The sequence below is a fragment of the Mesorhizobium sp. LNJC394B00 genome (genome assembly GCF_000502555.1).
GTDB lineage: Bacteria > Pseudomonadota > Alphaproteobacteria > Rhizobiales > Rhizobiaceae > Mesorhizobium.
Genome location: NZ_AYWH01000002.1, coordinates 1,045,319 through 1,063,307 on the forward strand (window position 1 = coordinate 1,045,319; position 17,989 = coordinate 1,063,307).

At 60.7% G+C, this 17,989-nt stretch carries 11 protein-coding genes; 5 read left to right on the top strand and 6 right to left on the bottom strand.

Annotated elements, in window-relative coordinates; all coding sequences use genetic code 11:
• Window positions 1-17: 17 nt before the first annotated feature.
• From X751_RS154445 to X751_RS154430, 4 genes are read right to left on the bottom strand one after another with little or no spacing between them, the layout of a single operon-like run.
• Window positions 18-1,574 (bottom strand): AMP-binding protein, encoded by a 1,557-nt coding sequence (locus X751_RS154445; RefSeq protein ID WP_031247038.1) that lies wholly within the window; start codon window positions 1,572-1,574, stop codon window positions 18-20.
• Complete coding sequence (gene asnB, locus X751_RS154440; RefSeq protein ID WP_023744429.1) at window positions 1,564-3,591, bottom strand: asparagine synthase (glutamine-hydrolyzing); 2,028 nt, start codon at window positions 3,589-3,591, stop codon at window positions 1,564-1,566. Before asnB (X751_RS154440) ends, X751_RS154445 begins: the two co-directional genes overlap by 11 nt.
• Before the next feature lie 6 nt (window positions 3,592-3,597).
• Window positions 3,598-4,578, bottom strand: coding sequence for an NAD(+) synthase (gene nadE / locus X751_RS154435; protein WP_280790677.1), 981 nt, complete (start codon window positions 4,576-4,578; stop codon window positions 3,598-3,600).
• Window positions 4,575-7,190 carry an AMP-binding protein gene (locus X751_RS154430; protein ID WP_348524576.1) on the bottom strand — a complete coding sequence of 872 codons (2,616 nt, stop codon included), beginning with the start codon at window positions 7,188-7,190 and terminating at the stop codon, window positions 4,575-4,577. Before X751_RS154430 ends, nadE begins: the two co-directional genes overlap by 4 nt.
• Window positions 7,191-7,667: 477 nt before the next feature.
• On the opposite strand from X751_RS154430, the gene X751_RS154425 reads away from it, so the two are divergent.
• A complete protein-coding gene (locus tag X751_RS154425; protein ID WP_023670888.1) occupies window positions 7,668-8,393 on the top strand; it encodes an AAA family ATPase in 726 nt (241 codons plus the stop codon).
• Between the two features lie 79 nt (window positions 8,394-8,472).
• Here X751_RS154425 and X751_RS154420 read toward each other — a convergent pair whose 3' ends face one another.
• Together X751_RS154420 and X751_RS154415 are read right to left on the bottom strand one after the other, a co-directional pair.
• Entirely contained in the window at window positions 8,473-8,685 is a 213-nt protein-coding gene (locus tag X751_RS154420) for a DUF768 domain-containing protein (protein ID WP_023670889.1), read from the bottom strand.
• Between the two features lie 87 nt (window positions 8,686-8,772).
• On the bottom strand, window positions 8,773-10,251 hold the full coding sequence (locus X751_RS154415) for a calcium-binding protein (protein WP_023744431.1): 1,479 nt from the start codon (window positions 10,249-10,251) through the stop codon (window positions 8,773-8,775).
• A gap of 1,010 nt (window positions 10,252-11,261) precedes the next feature.
• Here X751_RS154415 and X751_RS154405 point away from each other — a divergent pair.
• Genes X751_RS154405 through X751_RS154390 form a run of 4 tightly spaced genes read left to right on the top strand, consistent with a single transcriptional unit; the run spans window position 11,262 to window position 17,946 of the window.
• Entirely contained in the window at window positions 11,262-12,488 is a 1,227-nt protein-coding gene (locus tag X751_RS154405) for a glycosyltransferase family 4 protein (RefSeq protein WP_023744433.1), read from the top strand.
• Entirely contained in the window at window positions 12,485-13,744 is a 1,260-nt protein-coding gene (locus X751_RS154400) for a polymerase (protein ID WP_023670893.1), read from the top strand. Before X751_RS154405 ends, X751_RS154400 begins: the two co-directional genes overlap by 4 nt.
• Window position 13,745: 1 nt before the next feature.
• Complete coding sequence (gene asnB, locus X751_RS154395; protein ID WP_023733256.1) at window positions 13,746-15,743, top strand: asparagine synthase (glutamine-hydrolyzing); 1,998 nt, start codon at window positions 13,746-13,748, stop codon at window positions 15,741-15,743.
• A 1-nt stretch (window position 15,744) separates the two neighbouring features.
• Window positions 15,745-17,946 (top strand): exopolysaccharide transport family protein, encoded by a 2,202-nt coding sequence (locus X751_RS154390; protein ID WP_023744434.1) that lies wholly within the window; start codon window positions 15,745-15,747, stop codon window positions 17,944-17,946.
• The last annotated feature ends 43 nt before the right edge of the window (window positions 17,947-17,989 follow it).

The window sequence follows — 17,989 nt, forward strand, 5'->3', positions numbered from 1 at the left end:
TTGGTTCTGGCCCCGCATCATGACAGCGCCGTTTTCTTGAGTTTTCCCGTGTCCGTCATCGGCAGGTTCGCAACAACGACGATGGATTTCGGGACCATGAAGTTTTCCAGACGCTTCTGGCACTCCTTCTGCAGTTCCCTTTCGCCAATGGCTCTTCCATGCTCCATCACCACAAAGGCTTTCACCGCTTGCCCGAGGAGCTCGTCGGGAACACCGATGACAGCCGCTTCCCGGACTCCTGGAATGTCCATCAGTACGTTTTCCACTTCCCTTGGCGCCACCTTCTCGCCTCGCGACTTTATGATCTCATCCCCACGGCCAACGAAGTAGAGGTAACCCTCCGTATCCATCCGGCAGTAGTCGCCGGTGTATAGGACCTGCTCGCCGGGCAACGGGCCGGGTTTGAGTTTCCTGGCCGTTGCCTCGGGCTTGCCCCAATACCCCTTCATCACCGTTGCGCCGCGAATGACGAGTTGGCCGACAACGCCGGGGCCTATCCGCCTGTCATGCTCGTCAACGATCCACATCTCCGTATTCGGGATTGCGATCCCTACGCTCAATGGCTTTCGCTCGAGGTCCTCTGGCGGCAAATAGGTGCAACGTTTGCATTCGGTGAGACCGTACATCGAATAGATGCGTGCACCCGAAAACAGCTCGCGAAGCATGAAAATATGCTTGAGGGGCAGGGCTGCCGCAGTGTTTGTGACGTAGCGGATGCTCGAGAAATCCTGGTCTTTGAGGGACCTGAGTTCGGAGAGTGCGGCAAAGATTGTGGGCACGCCGGGAAAGCCCGTAACTCCCTCCTGCCTGATCAACCCGAGGATCTGTGCCGGGAAAGCGAACGAGCGTTCGAGCACCAGCCGGGCGCCGGTACGAAAAGCCATGATCATCTGGTACAGTCCATAATCGAAGGCGAGGGGTAGGACATTGAGGATCACCTCGTCCTCGGCAATCGCCAGGTAGGAAGCGACAGACGCGCACGCGGCCATCATGTTTCTGTGCGTCAGCATCACGCCCTTGGGTTCGCCCGTCGACCCGGACGTGTAGATGATGGCTGCCAGATCAACATCGATGCACTGCCGTGCCGGCGGCGTATCCGCGCCATTGGCGAGGGCGGCGTCCCAGCGCACGGCAAACGGCAGCTGGGCGAGTTCGACGTCGTCGATCGGTCCCGATACGATCACCCGCAGAAGTGACGGGCAGCCGCGCGCCGGCTCGCGGAAGATCGCGTGCAGATGGCCGTCCGTGATGAGCGCCGTCGGCCGGCAGTCGTTGAGCAGATAATCGAGCTTGTCGCTCTTGGTAAGCGGGTTGACGATGCACACCACCGCATTCGCCTTTAGCACCGCCCAGAAGCTAACCACCGTCTCGACGGTGTTGTCGGCGAAGATCATCACGCGATCACCGCGGACGACTCCGGATGCGGCCAGGTCCCGGGCGATCGCGTTGGCTCGCGTTTCCAGTTCGAGGTAGGTGACACGCTGCCTGTTGCACACCAGCGCCACCTTACTTCCGTGTCGGACGGCGGAATGGGCGAGGTAGTCATGTAGCAGTGGTATGGCATCATGCAACATACAGGCGCTCTTCCCGATGTTCGCAGTCGACGTCGACGCTGAGCGTGCATTCGAGCGTTGCACTGGGACAACCCGCGACGAACTGCTGATGAAGAAGTTGGGTCGACAACACGCCGACCAGCGCCATGTTGTCGGCATTGGACAGGTCGCCATCGCCAGTTCTGGCCTGGCATTTGGCAAGCAGGTGCGTGACCCCCTTTGGATCGAAGACATTCGCCTCGCGCAGGGCCGTCTGCGAAACGGCCTCGCGAGCGTAATCCGGAGCGTCTGCGCCGACGAAGCAAAGCGCGTTGGGCGCGCGGAAGGGCTGCTTCTTGCGGGCTACGATCTCGGAGGGCAGGATGGGTGCCGCCATGCGCTTCAGCACGTGCTTTTCGTCGAGGCCGCGGAGTTTGAAGGAGGGTGGCAGCGAATTCGCGAGCCTCACAAGTTCATCGTCCAGGAACGGGAAGCGCCCCTCGACGGAGTGAGCCATCAGCATCCTGTCGCCTTGCGAGGAGAGCAGATAGCCCGACATCAGTGTTTGGACCTCGAGATACTGGTCCTGCGCAAGAGGGCCCCAACGGGCAAACTGCGCGGGCAGACGGGCGAGCAACTCGGACACGGCGTCGCGGCCCTGCGTTTGAGCGCGCATGTCGGTCGTAAACAAGCGCTTGATGGCCCTGGTGGTTTGCCAGCGCGTTTCATGAGCAAAGCCCGGCGCGTCGTAAGCCTGAATATTTCGCCCGAAGAACTGACGCGCCATCGCCTGCTGTTGCACCGGCGAGCGGGTGAGATAGGGGTAAAGGCGTTCCAGGAGCCGAGAGCGGCGTGTCGATGTCGGGTGGCGCCCCCAGAAGCGGCGGACCTTGCCTTCGCGGAACAGGTCGTAGCCGGCGAACATTTCGTCAGCGCCTTCGCCGGTCAGCACGACCTTGATGCCACGCTCGCGCACCAGGCGCGAGAGCAGGAAGAGCGGCGCCGGGGCAGTCCTCAGTATCGGGCGTTCGGTGTGTTGGATTACCTCCGGAAAGATTCCGGCTATATCTCTGCGCGAAACGACCACTTCATGGTGCTCACTGCCGATCGTCTCGGCAACCATACGCTGGAAGCGGGTCTCGTCATATTCGGCGTCAGCAAAACGCAAGGAGAAGGTTTGGAAGCGCTCGCCCGCGAAGCGCCTTGCGAGCGCGGCCACAAGCGAACTGTCCAGCCCTCCGGAGAGGTAGCACCCGACAGGCACGTCTGCGCGCGCCATTCTGAGCGCCGTCGCGGCTTCAAGAGCGCTAGATACGCGGTCCACCGCGTCATCGCTGGACCCGGTGAACTCGCCCGGCCGCGATCCGAACTTGTCGGGATAGGAAGGCTGCCAAAAAATCCGCTCACGAACGGTGCCATCCTGATAGATGCGGACATGACCCGGCTCGAGTTCGTTGATTCCGTGGAAAACTCCTTGCGGCGGAACGACCGTCCAGAGCGTGAACGTCTGATCGATGCCGGCTGGATCAAGGGCGCGAGGTATGGTTCGATCGGCCGCGAAAATGGCTTTCACTTCGCTGGCGAAATAAAGCCGGTGCGCATGCTCGCTGAAATACAGCGGGCAAATGCCGAAGCGGTCGCGCGACAATATGAGACGATTGGCCACTGAATCCCAGATCGCAATTGCCCATTGGCCGTTCATCCGCTCGAAGGCCGTTTCTCCCCACTCACGATAGGCGTGTAGCGCGACCTCCGTGTCGCTGCGGGTTCGGAAGCGGTGGCCGAGCGCCGTGAGTTTTTCACGCAATTCGACGTAGTTGAATATCTCGCCGTTGAACACGATCCACGTCGTATCGCCTGTGTCCGCCATCGGTTGCTGGCCACTGGAAAGATCGACGATGGACAGGCGCACATGCGCCAGCCCCGCGCGTCTGTCCCGGTAGAGACCGCGCCCGTCGGGGCCGCGATGCGCCAGCGCGCCCATCATCTGCATCAGCGCCTGCCGCGAAGGAGAAGCCGCTGTGGCATTCAGCGCCACGATTCCAGCGATGCCGCACATGCTCGGTCAATCTCCGCCTTCCGCGGACAGCAAAGGCCGCGCGTGAAGATAGTGGGCCGCCCTTCGTTTCGCTTCGATGTCCTTGAACACTTTCTGAAGCTGGGGCTCGGTGAGGCCAGCAACCGCCGCGAGCTCATTGCTGGCGACCCCGTGGTTCAGGCCGTAGAGGCATAGATCCATCAGGTGATAGGGCAGCGCGAAATAGAATTCTTCCTGGCTTTGGGTCATGGAAAAGGTGTCGGTGGTCGGTGGCCGCTGCCGGATTTCATCATCCACCTCGAGATATTCCGCGAGTTGATAAACCTGGGTTTTGTAAAGGTGAACGATCGGCATCACGTCGGCGGCTCCGTCGCCCTGCTTGACGAAAAAGCCCTGGTCGTACTCGAGGCGATTTGGAGTGCCGACAACCGCGTATTTGAGGCGGTCGGCGTGATAGTATTCCGTCATCTTGCGCAGGCGCTGCTTGTAGTTTGTCGCAGCAACGATCTGCAGATAGGCAGCTGGCGGCAGACGCACGGTATCTACTTTACCCTGCGGATCCTGGACCGTGAGGCGGGTTATATTGAGCCCGCTGCTCTCCAGAACCGACGCGATCACCAGCTTGCATTTCCACCCTTCCCCATAGTCGGGAACGACGGTCTGGATCGCATCGATCTGCCGGCGGTAGGCGCCAATGGCCTCCAGTGCCGGTGCTATGTCCTCAAGGACGCTTTCAATGCCAAGCTGTGCCGCGACGCGGCGGCCAAGTCTCAGGGAGTCGCCGGAAGAATCCCGCTCCGGCATGAACAGTCCCAGGACCTTGTCTTTCCCGAACGCGCGCATGCACAAGGTCGCGACGACGGAGCTGTCGATACCGCCGGAAAGACCGACAACCACGCCGCGACGATGCAGGGTGCCGAGAACCTGAGTGCGCAAGGTGTCAACGATGCGATCGACCTCCGCGCGGGCATCGAGCGTCAGCATGTCCTTGCTGAATTCCGGAATTATGTCGATGACAAGTCCTCCCTTTTGCGAGATTCGGCGGGGGAATAGGTCTGCACGATGGCCGTCTCGATAAGCGGACGGTTGGTGGCAAGGTTTGGTTCGACGACAAGGTCGATGTGGCTGCCCGTGATCGAAATGACGTCCAGGTGTGCCAAGACGCTGTCCCAGCCCAAGGCCCGCGGCATTCCCTCCCTGCGACATCGGAACAAGGTACCGGAGAGGGGCAGAGCCGGTTTCGGTGCCTCAAGCCACTGGAAGAATGACTTCGCCCTTAAAACCTCCTGCAGTTCCAGTTTGGTCCTGAAGATCGTCGGGTTGAACTCTCCATTGGCAAATCTGTCCAGAATCCTGGCCAGACGCGCTTCGCCGCCCACGGCGACGGTGATCTTCGCAAGGGCTCTGCAAGCCATCCGGTGCGCGGATATGCGGTTGGTGCGAATACGATAGAACGTACGGGTAAGAGTCTCCCAATGGTTGCTCGGCTCGTCCAGAAGGCTCGTGTCGAGGATGCCCAGGAACCGCACCGTTCGCCCGGCCTTCATGAGCCGTGCGGCAACCTCGAATGCAACCGCGCCACCCAGAGAATGGCCGAGAAGTCGCACGGGGCCCGCAGGTTGGATGCGGCTTATCTGCTCGAGTGCGGCGCCAGCCATGGCGCTGAGGGTGTTGTGTCCGTCCAGTATCGCCGCAAGGCTCGGATATCGGATGGGGTTTACACGGGCGACTTTCCCCATGGCGGCTGCGAACGCAGCCAGGCTCGGACCATAGCCAACGGACCCTGGAAACAGGAAAAGAATCGGGGGGTGGTGCTTCTTTTCGCGCCCTTCGCCTAACCGTGCAGAGACGACCGCCTCAACCATCTCGTCCAAGCTCATGCCGACGGTGAATGCCTCGAGGCCCAGCTCTTGCCCGATGGCGTTTTCGATCGCCATGACGCAGTGCAGCAGCTGCAGCGAATCTCCTCCAGCATCATCCCAGTTTCCCGTGGCAGTGCCTGTGTTGAGAACCTGCGTCCACGCGTGCTGCACTATTTGACGCGTGTCCTTTGCTCCTCCGGCGGGCGGAGCATCGAGAGTGGACGACCGGGCGGCTCGCGCCCTCCTTCCGTGCGAACGATCTATCTCGGCCAGTGTTGCCAAATCGACCTTACCTCCCGACAGGCGTGGGATTGCGTCAACTGTGTGCAATCGCAAGGGACGCAATGGTGCCGGCAAGGTCATTCTGAGGAGCTTGCGAAGGTCGTCTGCAAAAGCGCCGCCTGCGAAGCGCTGGGGAACCGCGAAGGCGATGAGTTCCTGCGCGGCAGTTACCATCACCACGGCATCCGCCACCGAAGGCGCGCAACGCAAGACCCGTTCGAGTTCGGCGGGCTCGATGCGTCGACCATTGATCTTGATCTGGCGCCCTTTGCGGCCGACGATCCTCAAGATGCCATCATCGTCGAGCCGAACGAGGTCCCCGGTCGAAAAAAGCCGAGCCTCGGGATCGTCGGGGTCCGGCTGCGAGGGAACGACCACACCGTTCTCCCAATGACCAAGCAGGACATAGCGGCTTTTGATAAGAAGCTCTCCACTTTCGCCTGGCCCTACATTGCGCTCCGCTTCGTCGACGATAGCGAATGTCATACCAGGGAGCAGCCTGCCGACGGGAACCGACGCGTCTTGCTCGGGCCAGTCAGGCGGCAAGAACCATTGCGAACCGATGGTTTCAGTCGATGAGTAGCCGATCTGGATCAGACACTGGTCCGAAACGGCTTTGCGCAGCAAAGCGATGTCCGTCCATGACACTTTCTCCCCACCGATCCGGGCCACTCTGAGCGGCCAGGAAGCGTCGGCGGGCGCCTCAGCCAGGAGGGCTCGAAGCAGTGCCGGCACAAGATAGGCGATCGTCACACCTTCGGACTGCAATCGAGCGCGCGTAGCGCGCAGGCCGACAGCCTCCACCTCGAGAAGATGCAACGTGGCGCCCGTCAGCAGCGCCGCAAAGATCTCCCGGCAACCGGCGATCGTGGCTGGCCCGGTCAGCGGCAGGAAAACGTCATCCGCGCTGATATGGCACGCATCGACATATTGCCGGACCCGCCATAGCAGGCTGCGTTGGCTGTTGACGATTCCCTTGGGGCGCCCGGTGCTGCCCGAAGTGTAAAGCACCAATGCGGGCGCATCGACCGAAACCATAGGGGGCTTATGCTGCTGTTCTGGGTGTTGATCGTTGGACGCCACGGCGGCCGCAATTTCGATCCAGATGATCTCTTGGGCCAATTCGACCGGGCGAACATTTTCGGCGCCTATAATCGCGCCGAGCCCCGCGGCACTGACTATATCGAAAATGCGAGAGGCGGGATCTCTTGTGTTGAGCGGAACCGAAGGCCGTCCCGCCGCCATGGTCGCCAACATCGCCACAGGATACCAAGCGGAGTTTGCTTGCAGGATGCCGATGGCCTGCCCTTCGGGGACGACGGCAGCGATATGAGTTGCCAGCGTCTCGACCGCCCGGAAAAGCTCAGAAAAAGTCAGGCGGTTCGCGCCGTCGCTGATTGCGAGCTTGTCAGGATGCCGCCTGGCGACATCTCCAAGGTGGTCGAAGATTGGAATGTCTGCAAATTTGGCACCCATCTGTCGGTAACGGCGCCAGACTGGCCCCCCTTGGTCAAGGTCATATTCGGGAACGACTGACCACCTTCGGGTGGGTCGCAGATCCACCTGTAGGTTTTGATTTGCCACTTCCGAATGCAAACACACTGAGGACATTCAGGGCCCCGCCAAGCTGTCGGTCGAACATCGCTCGCCACGGAGATCTTTTCATCAATCATTCGGATGATGCCTCGATCTTGCCTAGCCAGCGCTTCCCGAGCGTCCTTCAGAAGTTTTGCCATTTGTGTCCAGCACCGGTCGTTTTTCCTTGCAAGCTCCGTGGAGCGCAAGACGGCTTGCCCAGGCGAACGGATGCGATCGGCATCTCCGCCAGAATCCGGGCTCGGTGCCTAGATTCACTGACTGGAACAATCATTCAAATGAACGTTGGTGTGATCTGAAATCCGGCTAAGCTTGATCCGTAGGGGAATGACTGCTCGTTCGGAGACGCTTGAGCATATGATCATCGAGTTGTTTGGGCCGCCTGGCGCGGGTAAAACCACGCTGCTTCGCGGCCTCTGCCAAGGGCTGGCGAGACACGGCATCAATGTGAAGACAGTAAATGGGTATCGCCTGATTGAACCTGGATCGGCTCAGGATGACGCTCCGGAAATCCGCCATGGCATAGGAAGAATTGGCAAAAAGATTGCCACATCCGGTCCTATCTTGCTGTCGACCTTGCCAAAGGACAGTGTCGCGGCCCGGCTTCTGGCATCGATCCCTCTTCGAAGCCGCGTGTGGTCATGGCGAATGAAGGTCGACATCGCCCAACTGTGCCAGTCCTGGCGCCAAGCGCGGGAGTCGCCCGGTTGCTTCATCTTCGAAGAGGGCATGATTCAGGCTTTGTGTGCGCTGGGTGTGCTGGCTAGAACTCCAAGCCTCGACGCGGTCCGCGAGTGCCTGGCGTTCCTGCCGCGGCCGGATCTCGTTGTGCAACTCGACGCGCCCCAGGAAACGTTACGCCGCCGTCTTGTGGATAGGCATGCGCAGCAACCGCTCCTCGAGGTTATGCTGTTCGAACTTGGCGTGGACAAAGGATTAAGGCAGGCCGAAATCTCAAGAGAGGTCGGCGAGTGCCTGCGCCAGGACCGATGGCCGTTGATACAAGTCAATGGTGCTGAACCTCACGACGTGGACGGGGTCGTCGCGCGCGTTCTGGGAGAGCATGTTGGTCATGCTGCCTAGGCTGGCCCATGACCTATGATCCACGACACATTTATGCATTTGGCGCCAAGCCGGGCAGCATCTGCCGCCAAGCGCGCAATCATGTCGAATCGTGCTGATCGAGCACTTCGAGCATGGTCGTCAACATGCTTCCGACTTCCTCAGAGATTTCCTCGGGGCGGATTCCCGCTCTGATGGCATCCGCCGTTGCTTGGTCCGCAAGTTTCGCCGCAAGAGCCGGATCGGCCTTGGTGTAGAGTGGGATCTTGTCCTCTACCCATTTCTGCAGGAATTCGATGCCGCGCGCGCTCATACCAAGTACAAGCTCGGCGGGGCTTCTTGGTTCCGTCAGCCATATTCAAGAACGTCAGACCATCTTGCTCAGCTGACGTTCCCACGGTCACGTCACGATGAACGAGGACGCCGTCAGAGCCAGATGTGGCGATAGAGTGGCAAATTGGATCTGATGTGCGCCGCCCGAGCCGTCGCTGTCAAAGGAAAGCGCGCCGGTCGTGCTGTTATAGACGATGTGATCGCCGCTGTCGTGCGCGGCCCTGCCGGCGTAAAACGCCGAAGAGGGAAGGGCGCCTGTATGCAGGCCGGCAAACACGGTGTGGTCGAGTTGGATCTTGTCGTGGCCCACTTTGAAATCGGTGACCTTGTCGATATTGCCGACCTTGAGAGCCGAATCGAAGACAAAGACGTCGTTGCCGCCATGTCCCGTCAGAACGTCTCTCCCGCCACCGCCGTTGATAGTGTTGCTCCCGGAATTGCCATCAATGGTTTGGGCGAATTCGTTTCCCGTGAGCTTGATGGCGGCAGTTCCCAATTTGCTGGTGGTCGCAAGATGCTCGACCTGCGAGCCGGCCGACAGCGCGTAGCTGACCGATGCCAGCACGCTATCGTTGCCGCTGTGCCGCAGTTCCACCACCTTGTCGCCGGCGTTGTTGACATAGTAGGTGTCGTTGTAGCCGCGGCCCATCATCGTGTCCGCGCCAGCGGTGCCGCGAAGCACATCCGCGCTACCCGTGCCGTAGAAAATGTGATCGCCGGTGCTGGTCGGAGGGACACTTGTGGGCGGAGGCACTGTGCTGGTAGGCGGCGGCGTCGGTTCGCTGGCCGAAGGACCGCCTGCGGTGCTCTGGTTGTGTTGAAGGAACAGAGCCTGCAGCGTCGGCGAGCTCTCAAGCGCCGTGTCGCCCTGTTGAGAACCCCAAGCATAGGCATAGTCGAAGGCCGGCGAAGGCGCTACCTTGGCCCAGTGGTCCAACATGGTCTTTTCCTGAGCAACGCTGGGCAGGACATAGCGACCGCCCGTGTCGGTCGTCCAGTCGCCGCCGCCGAAGGTCTGATACACGGGAACGACCTGACTGAGCGGGATGCCCGAGGCGACGGCCGCCGCCACAGTCCTGTCGATCATGTTGTAATCAATCGTGCTTGTTCCGGTCCGTACCGGGTAGGGATCCAAGCCGTAATAGTCGATATGCGTGTTGGCAGGATTGAATGTGTTTGAAAAGTCGGGGTTAGCGGAAGACCCCATGTTCATCATGGTTATGAAGGTCTTGGCGCCCGGCAGGTGGCTGTGGATCCAGTCTGACTCCGCCTTCAGATCAGCGGCGGTGGCATAAGTTCCCCATTTGCCGGTCGGGTCCGGCTCATCGACCAGGAAGAAGCCAAACACTTTCGGATTGCCGATGAAGGGCGTGACCTTCTGGATAAAGGAGGAGGTTGCACCATCGGCTTCATTGAGCCACACCAGGCCTTTCTGGCCGGCCGGCAAGGCGTTGAGCTGGTCCAAGGAAGATACATCAACAAGATTGAATCCGGCTTTCGCGACCTCGGAGGCCGACCCGCCCGAGGCGTAATGGAGTGTTGTCATTGACATACCCTTCGTCCGATTCGGTAGGCGCCCCACACCTGCCTAGGGAAAGGATCCATTAGCGACAAATCAAATACCGGCGTCCCTTGATAGAATCTTTGATCATCGTCCGGAAAACACAACAGCCTCGATGCTACGCTTGCGTTAGAGGTTTGTAGATGATCCAAGTATGTCGGGCGCTCAAGCCTGCAACGAAAGCATTGCAGCGAAGTCTGCCGGAGCGCCTGCGCATTTGCAGTGGCGGCAATCGGCCAATGCGCGCTTCGGTTGCGCGAGCCACCGCCCAAATGCGCGCTTCCGCAGGATTTATTCGAGCTCAGACCGCAAAAGGAACCGCGTCCTGGCGAAGCCCTCCCATTGCAGCCGCTCAATGCTCCTCGTAAAAAGCCTCGGCGCCAAAATGAGCAAGGCAGTACTCCACAAGGGCATGCGAGGCGCGCGCCGCTGGCAATTGCGGAGAGGCACTGAACTGGATCCCACCGGGTTCAACGGAAAGGCGGGCGTGCCGGTCCGGATGACGGCGAGCATGGCAACGCGGTCGCCTAGCCGCGGGAAGATGCGGCTGGTGGGTCCGACCATATCCAGAGACCGGGTGAAAGCCTGTTTCCAGACGAAGCGATCGGGAGAACTGGCGGTGCGAGTCATCACACCGCCTGGTCGCGATGTTGATCCGGCGAGAGAAGGCGGGCGGAAGTTGCTTTGAACGCGGCGCGCGGACCTTTCGAACACAGCCCTTTTTTATATCCGGCCCGCCGTGTCGTACGCGAAGATGTCGTCCTTGCACCGTCAGACCGGATGAACCCAACTCACTGACCGAGGCGACAGCGGTTGTGGCTGCATTGCCGCATCGTTGATCAGCTTGCTTCATGCAAACAGACGAGGACAGCACGAAAGCGTGCTCCTAGCGTGGGACTGGCTGTTGTGTGTTCAGGGGCGATGAAACCGGCCATGGAAACCGCGGATAGGATCAGCTGTTTTACGCGATTGGTATCGCATCCAGGAGCGACAGGATGAGTCCGCATCTGGTTTGCGTTGGAGGCGAGGATCATAGACTAAGAATCCCGTTTCTTTTGGCGCTTCGCGAAAGGGGTTTTCAAGTCACTGCCGTTTCGAGTGATCTCGGAGCCGCCTTTTCACCCCATGGCATTGCCCATCGCCGATTCGGGTTCGACCGCTTTGGCAGCGGCGGTGCAGAATGGGGTGCTGTCAGCGCGATCCGTGAACTGATGTCCGAACTGCGTCCGGACATCATTCAAAGTTTCGACACCAAGCCCAATCTCCTAACTCCACTGGCGGTGCGCGGGCACGTTCCCGTCGTTCGCACCATCAACGGGCTTGGTTGGACATTCTCGTCGCGGGAGCCGCGGGCCCTGGCATTGCGTCCTTTCTTTTGCGGCCTTCAGGGGGTGGCGTCTCGTTGGACAGCCATGACCGTCTTCCAGAATAGTGATGATCAGGCCTTCTTCGAGCGCTACCGGCTGGTGGCTCGCGGCAAAGGGCGACTGATCCGGAGTTCTGGCATCGACCCCGATGCATTCTCGATGGCAAGGTATCGTGGTCCTTCGGCTGCCACGATGCGCGAGGAACTTGGCCTACAATCGGCCCAGGTCATAATATTTGTCGGCCGGCTCACGCGGCAGAAGGGGATTCCAACCCTCATCGAGGCGGTTCCTCGCGTTATCCGCGAGAGGCCCAACGCGCGTTTCGTACTTGTCGGCCCGCAAGACTCCGAAGGTCCGTTTGCCGTCAGCAGAGCCGATATCGAGCGCCATGTTCCCCACGTTGTCGCATTGGGGCCAAGGCGCGACATTCCAGCCCTCCTTGGCATGGCGGATATCTTTGCGTTTCCGACGCAATATCGCGAGGGAATTCCGCGTGTCCTGCTGGAGGCGGGATTGTCCGGATTGCCGATCGTCGCCTCGAACATGCCGGGCTGCAACGATGTGGTTGAGGATGGCTGGAACGGCTATCTCGTGGCGCCGCGCGACGCGGGTGGCTTGGCCTCCCGGATAGTCGATCTTCTTTCCGACCCCGCCCGTGGCAAGACCATGGGCAGCCGTTCCGTCGGATTCGTGCGGGAGCGGTTCTCGCTGTCGTGGGTAATCGACCAGTATTGCGACCTGTACAAGACAATCCTGGGTGGCAGATATCGCAGCAGGCTTGTTCAAGCGGCGCAGGCGAATCCGAGGGAAGAGGCGGTGCCGAGCCCCCATCGACTGGGTGAGGCGCGGCAATGATGCGTGATGCGCTTCTGGCCTTCGGCGTCGCAATGTCCTACGCGGCGCAACTCAGCATCCCAGGGCTGCCCTTCGGCTACAGCGAACTGTGCCTCACGCTCTGGATAATGCTGTCGATGACGCGAATCCTTGCTGGCGGCCAACTGGAGGTTACGCCGGCACTGGCTAAGCTTGGGCTTTTCTGGCTGATCCTGGCGCTTGCCATGGGCGTGGGTTACATCATCGGTTTTCTGACAACCACGTTGTTCCTGGATCCGTTGTTGCACGACACGCTGGCCTATGTGCTGTTGGCGTGCGTCACCTGTCTGGCCGCTGCGGAGCCCAACGCGTCTTTCCGTTTGCGTCGTATCGCCTGGTGGATGGTTGCTGTCGCGAATGCGGGCTTCATCGTTCAGGTAGGGCTTGGATTCGGCTGGCTCCATCAGGCTGGGGTCGAACCCTGGTACTGGGACCGCTTCTGCGGGTGGTCCGATAATCCGAACCAGCTTGCGCTCTACTGCGCCCTGCTCGGTCCACTGGCCTTGCATCTTGCCACAACCACCAGCAATAAATGGGGAAGATGCCTTGCCCTATGCAGCCTCATATTCACCGTTTACGTCGGAAGGCTGACAAAAAGCGATACCTACCTTTATACCACGGTCCTGGCTTGTCTGATCCTTCTCGGGCTGCGGGTCCGGGCCTGGCTGGCGAGCGACGGCAATAAGGCGAGCCTTTCAAGGCAGCTTGCCGTCCTGATGGCCGTTGGCTTCCTGCCGCTGGCCCTGTCTATAGCGCCCTATGCCCTCAGCGAGGCCTCCAGCGCCGAAGACTTCGCCAAGAGCCTGACCAAAGACAAGGGCGGGGAAGCGACTGCCCAAACCGCGGCGCTTCGCCTCTACCTCTGGAATGCAGCCTTGGAGAAGGGGGCACGATCGGGATCGCTTGGACTGGGTCCGGGCCCGCACCTAGATAGTCCCCCCGTGGTCAATCAACAGTTTTTGCCGCGGCCCTTCGAGGCGCACAGCACCATCCTGGATCTCTACACTCAGGGCGGCCTGATTTCGGTTCTAGCCCTGATGTGGATCTTCGGCTCGGCTGCGTTGTCCGCCTGGCGGGCGAAGCTGGATGCTCTGGTGGCGCTCGTGGCATCGATCGCCGTCTTCAGTGCTCCGCATTTGGTCATCCGCCATCCGATCGTGTGGTTCTGTCTGACCCTCTGCCTTGTCGCTGGGACGCCGGAAGCGATCCCCGCGATTGTTCGCGAGAGGAGATGCTAGAATGTGTGGGATCGCCGGAATTTTGTTGGCGCCCGATGCACCCAACGCAAGTGCGCTTAGGGCCATCGGACCGATGGCGACGGCGCTTCGTCATCGCGGACCTGACGGTGAGGCCTTCTGGGTGAGCCGTGAAGGGGGGGTAGCCTTCGGCCACCGGCGACTGGCCATCGTCGATCTGTCCGGAGCGGGTCGCCAGCCAATGCTCTCCGCGAGCGGTCGGTATGTCATCACCTTCAATGGCGAGATATACAACTTTCGCGATCTGCGCCGTGAACTGGAAGGGGCGGGCCATCATTTCCGCGGCGCCAGTGACACGGAGGTCATGCTGTGCGCGATCGAAAGCTGGGGCCTTGATGCAGCCCTCGCGCGCTTCGCTGGCATGTTTGCTTTCGGGCTGTGGGACCTGGAGAACCGAACGCTTCAGCTTGCCCGCGACCGAATGGGCAAGAAGCCACTCTATGTCGCCTTGACACGTGACGCGCTTGTCTTCGCCTCGGAGCTGAAGGCGATCACTTGCTTCCCAGGCTTCACTCCGGAACTCGATGTCGATGCGGCGACGACGATGGTTTCCAACGGCTGGGTGCCGGATGACCGTTGCATTTGGCAGGGCGTGTTCAAGCTGCCGCCTGGTTCAATCCTGTCGGTCACTGCGGCGCAATTCGCCGACGCCCGCGGCACCGGTTCGCTTGCGCATCGCATTCACCCTTGGTGGTCGCTGGCCGATGTCGCCAGCAAGGGACAGCGCGATCCGATAGCCGCCAGCGACGAGGACCTCGCGACCGAGCTCGACAGCCTGCTCCGCCTGGCCGTCAAGCAACGAATGATTGCAGATGTGCCGCTGGGCGCCTTTCTGTCGGGCGGAATCGACAGCTCGACTGTCGTCGCGCTGATGCAGGCACAGTCCCGAAACCCCGTTCGTACGTTCACCATAGCGTTCGGCGAAGGTGGGTTTGATGAAGCTCCCCATGCGGCCGCGGTGGCTCGGCATCTGGGCACCGATCATACGGAACTTCATCTCTCGCCGGCCGCCGCGCTTGAGGTCATTCCGGAGCTGCCCCGGATTTGGGACGAGCCGTTTGCCGATGAATCGCAGATACCGACGCTGCTGGTGTCGCGGCTCGCGCGGCAACATGTAACCGTGGCGCTTTCAGGCGATGGTGGCGACGAGTGCTTCGCAGGCTATTCTCGACACTTCCTGGCAACCCGCCTCACAAAGCAGCATGAGCTGCCATTGTCATTTCGCCGGCTGTTGGCATCGGGGGCTGGGTTGCTGGCCCAAGCCTCTCAGAAAGATATCTTCGGCAATCTGCCGCTTTCATCGAATATGCGGCATGGCTTGCGCGGTGACCGCCTGGCTCGCCTTGCCCGCCTGCTCGCGGCGCGAGATGAGGACGAACTCCTTCTGCAACTGACCAAATCTTCAGCCAACGACCTTGTTCATCGCAAGCCGTCGACAGCACCTACCGACACGACAAAGCTCGACGGCCTGCTCTCGCGTCTCCTATTCGCCGACATGACAGGCTACCTACCGGGCGACATTTTGGTGAAGCTCGATCGAGCCACCATGGCCAGCAGCCTCGAGGGGCGATGCCCGATCCTGGACCATCGCGTCGTTGAATTCGCCTGGCGCTTGCCAGCCCGTGCCAAAGTCCGAAACGGGAAGGGCAAATGGTTGCTTCGCCGACTGCTTGATCGTTATGTACCACGCCGACTGGTCGACCGGCCCAAGCAAGGTTTCGACGTTCCGGTCGGGACTTGGTTGAAAGGGCCCTTGCGCGGCTGGGCAACCGATATAATCGCCACGATCGGCCGCTCCGGGGACGGGGTCATCGACCGTGAGAAGGTCGACGCATGCTGGCGCAATCATCTGCATGGAAGCCAAGATAATTTCCGCGACCTGTGGCCGGTGCTCATGTTTCAGGCGTGGCGCAACGAAGCCATGCGGCCATCGACGGTCGCCACGCACCCTTCTTACCATATCGAACTGACAGGGGATTGAGATGGAAGGTTCCATAGCCAACCGCGCCCGGCGTCCGCGCGCCAAGCAGATGGAAGCTGGGACACTTGAAACCAATCTGCGCTTGATGCGGCCGCCACGCGAGCCAACGCAATCGTCACCCTTCCACCAGCTCGTCATCATCCTGACGACGCGAAAATGGTTCTTGCTTGCCATGGCCCTTCTGGGCGGCATCCTGGCCGGACTGGCAGGCTTCACCCGCCCGGTGCTGTTCGAGGCAACTACCCAGGTCATTATCGATGCCCCGAGCAGCAGTGCTTCGGGCGGCGTGGCATCCGCCCAGGACTCGCTGGAATCGAACATCGATGATCATCTGACGATGCTCTCCTCGCAAGGCCACCTGCGTCGGGTCCTGGCAGCACTGCGCAAAGCCCAACCAGTCGACGGTAACGGAAAGACCGTCGTCAATGCCGTCCCGCCCGCGGCTGGCTCGTTCCTCATCGATCTCCTGAGCAGGGCCTGGAGACAGGATAACACGGTGGCGGAAAATCCGGACGCAGCGGACGCGCCCGAGCTGAAGGCGCTACGCAACGGAATGAGGGTCGGACAAGAGCTGCGATCACGCGTCATCACCATCGGCTTCACCGATCCAAGTCCGGCGCGTGCGGCACTTGTCGCGAACACGTTTGCCCAGGTCTACATTCAAGATCTGGTACAAAAAAGCCGGGCATCGGATCAGGTTAATCTGGATTCGATAGTCGCCAGCCTTCCGCAAGTACAAAGGGATCTTGTCGAAGCGACAGATCGGCTGGAGACATACCGGCTCACGCATGGCGCCGTCGATCAGACTGCGGCCAACAACGCAGCCAGTGAGACAGCGGAACTCGGCCGGCAGATATTCCTATCGAAAGCCAGTCTTTCCGCGTCGGAAGCGCGCCTTCGCCGTATTGAGGACCTGCGCAAGGCGGGCGCCCCGGTCACGGCCATCGCTGAAGAAATCGGGTCGCCCGTGTTGACGGACCTGGTGACACGCCAGTCGGGTGCCGCCGCCGACGGCGATCTGCGCAACGCGATCGCCCGCGAAATGGAGCAAAGCGTTGCCCGAATCGCTGCCGAGGCAAATGTCTACCGGTCTCAGGCTACGGCTCTTGAAAGTCGCAAGGCGATGCTCGACGCGGCCGTGGCCGACACGGCGAGCCAACTTTCGGGGCTGCGTTCCCTTGAGCCTAGGGTAGCCATCGTGACGCAGCATTACAACGAACTCCTGAGCCGGCAGCAGGATCTGATACGTCGCATCGCCGCTCCTTCGCCAGGCGTAGCGGTCCTTTCGACCGCCTGGCCGCCGTCGACCCCCGTGACATTGTCGCCGATTTTCCTGATTCCCCCCGGCATGGTCGTCTTTGGTCTCATGGGGGCGGTCATTGTCCTGGTCCGCAACGGTCTCAACCAAACCTTGCGCAGTGAAGCCGAAGCCGAGGCCGAGCTTGGGGTCCCGTGCGTAGGACTGCTTCCCAGGGTTGCGGGACTTAATGCCAGAAAGCTGCGGCATCTGGTTCTGAGCCAGCAGAACTTGCCGTTCAGCCGCGCCGTGACTTCGCTGCTCGTCACTGCGGCGCCAACTCAGGGGAAGGGGCAGCCGCCGCATATCATTCTCGTGACGTCCAGCATCCAGGACGATGCCAAGACCGAGTTGGCATGGAGCCTGGCGCTGGCGGCAACGCGGCTGGGAGGAAGAGTGCTTTTCCTCGATCTCGATCGCAAGGATGTACGGCTCACGAACGGGTTTCGTGGTGAATTCAGCACCGACAAGGCCCGGAACTCCTTCGGCGACTATGTGAATGAACGTTGCGTGCTGAAGGATGCAATTACGAGGATGCCGGAAATCGGTATCGACCTCATGGCCGCTCCAGCACCTTCCGATGATCTCCTGACGCTTCTGTCCACCGTCGACAAATGCCAGTTCACCGAGGAGCTGCGTTCGGCCTACGACGTGGTCATCATGAACGGTCCCCTGGGCCTCGGGGGGCCTGAAACCAGGCTGCTTAAGCGCTGGGCCGATTCGGTGCTTTTTGCCGTTCGCTGGGCAAGGACGAGGCGCAGCATTGCCCGTGGTGCTCTGGATGCAATAGGGGCCGGCGGATCCGCCACCGTTCCAGTAGGGAGTGTGCTCACCCGGGTGAACCTGAAGAGGCTAGCCGGCTCCAGGCTCGGAGACAACGCCGATCTTCTGTTGGAGAGGGTTTGAAGATGCGTGTGCGATCTTCAACAGAAGCTCCAGGGAGCGATCG

Coding starts and splice junctions, on each gene's coding strand:
- X751_RS154445 (WP_031247038.1), bottom strand. CDS start 1,574: ATGTTGCATGATGCCATACCACTGCTACATGACTACCTCGCCCATTCC.
- asnB (WP_023744429.1), bottom strand. CDS start 3,591: ATGTGCGGCATCGCTGGAATCGTGGCGCTGAATGCCACAGCGGCTTCT.
- X751_RS154430 (WP_348524576.1), bottom strand. CDS start 7,190: ATGGGTGCCAAATTTGCAGACATTCCAATCTTCGACCACCTTGGAGAT.
- X751_RS154405 (WP_023744433.1), top strand. CDS start 11,262: ATGAGTCCGCATCTGGTTTGCGTTGGAGGCGAGGATCATAGACTAAGA.
- X751_RS154390 (WP_023744434.1), top strand. CDS start 15,745: ATGGAAGGTTCCATAGCCAACCGCGCCCGGCGTCCGCGCGCCAAGCAG.
- X751_RS154400 (WP_023670893.1), top strand. CDS start 12,485: ATGATGCGTGATGCGCTTCTGGCCTTCGGCGTCGCAATGTCCTACGCG.
- X751_RS154425 (WP_023670888.1), top strand. CDS start 7,668: ATGATCATCGAGTTGTTTGGGCCGCCTGGCGCGGGTAAAACCACGCTG.
- asnB (WP_023733256.1), top strand. CDS start 13,746: ATGTGTGGGATCGCCGGAATTTTGTTGGCGCCCGATGCACCCAACGCA.
- X751_RS154415 (WP_023744431.1), bottom strand. CDS start 10,251: ATGACAACACTCCATTACGCCTCGGGCGGGTCGGCCTCCGAGGTCGCG.
- X751_RS154420 (WP_023670889.1), bottom strand. CDS start 8,685: ATGAGCGCGCGCGGCATCGAATTCCTGCAGAAATGGGTAGAGGACAAG.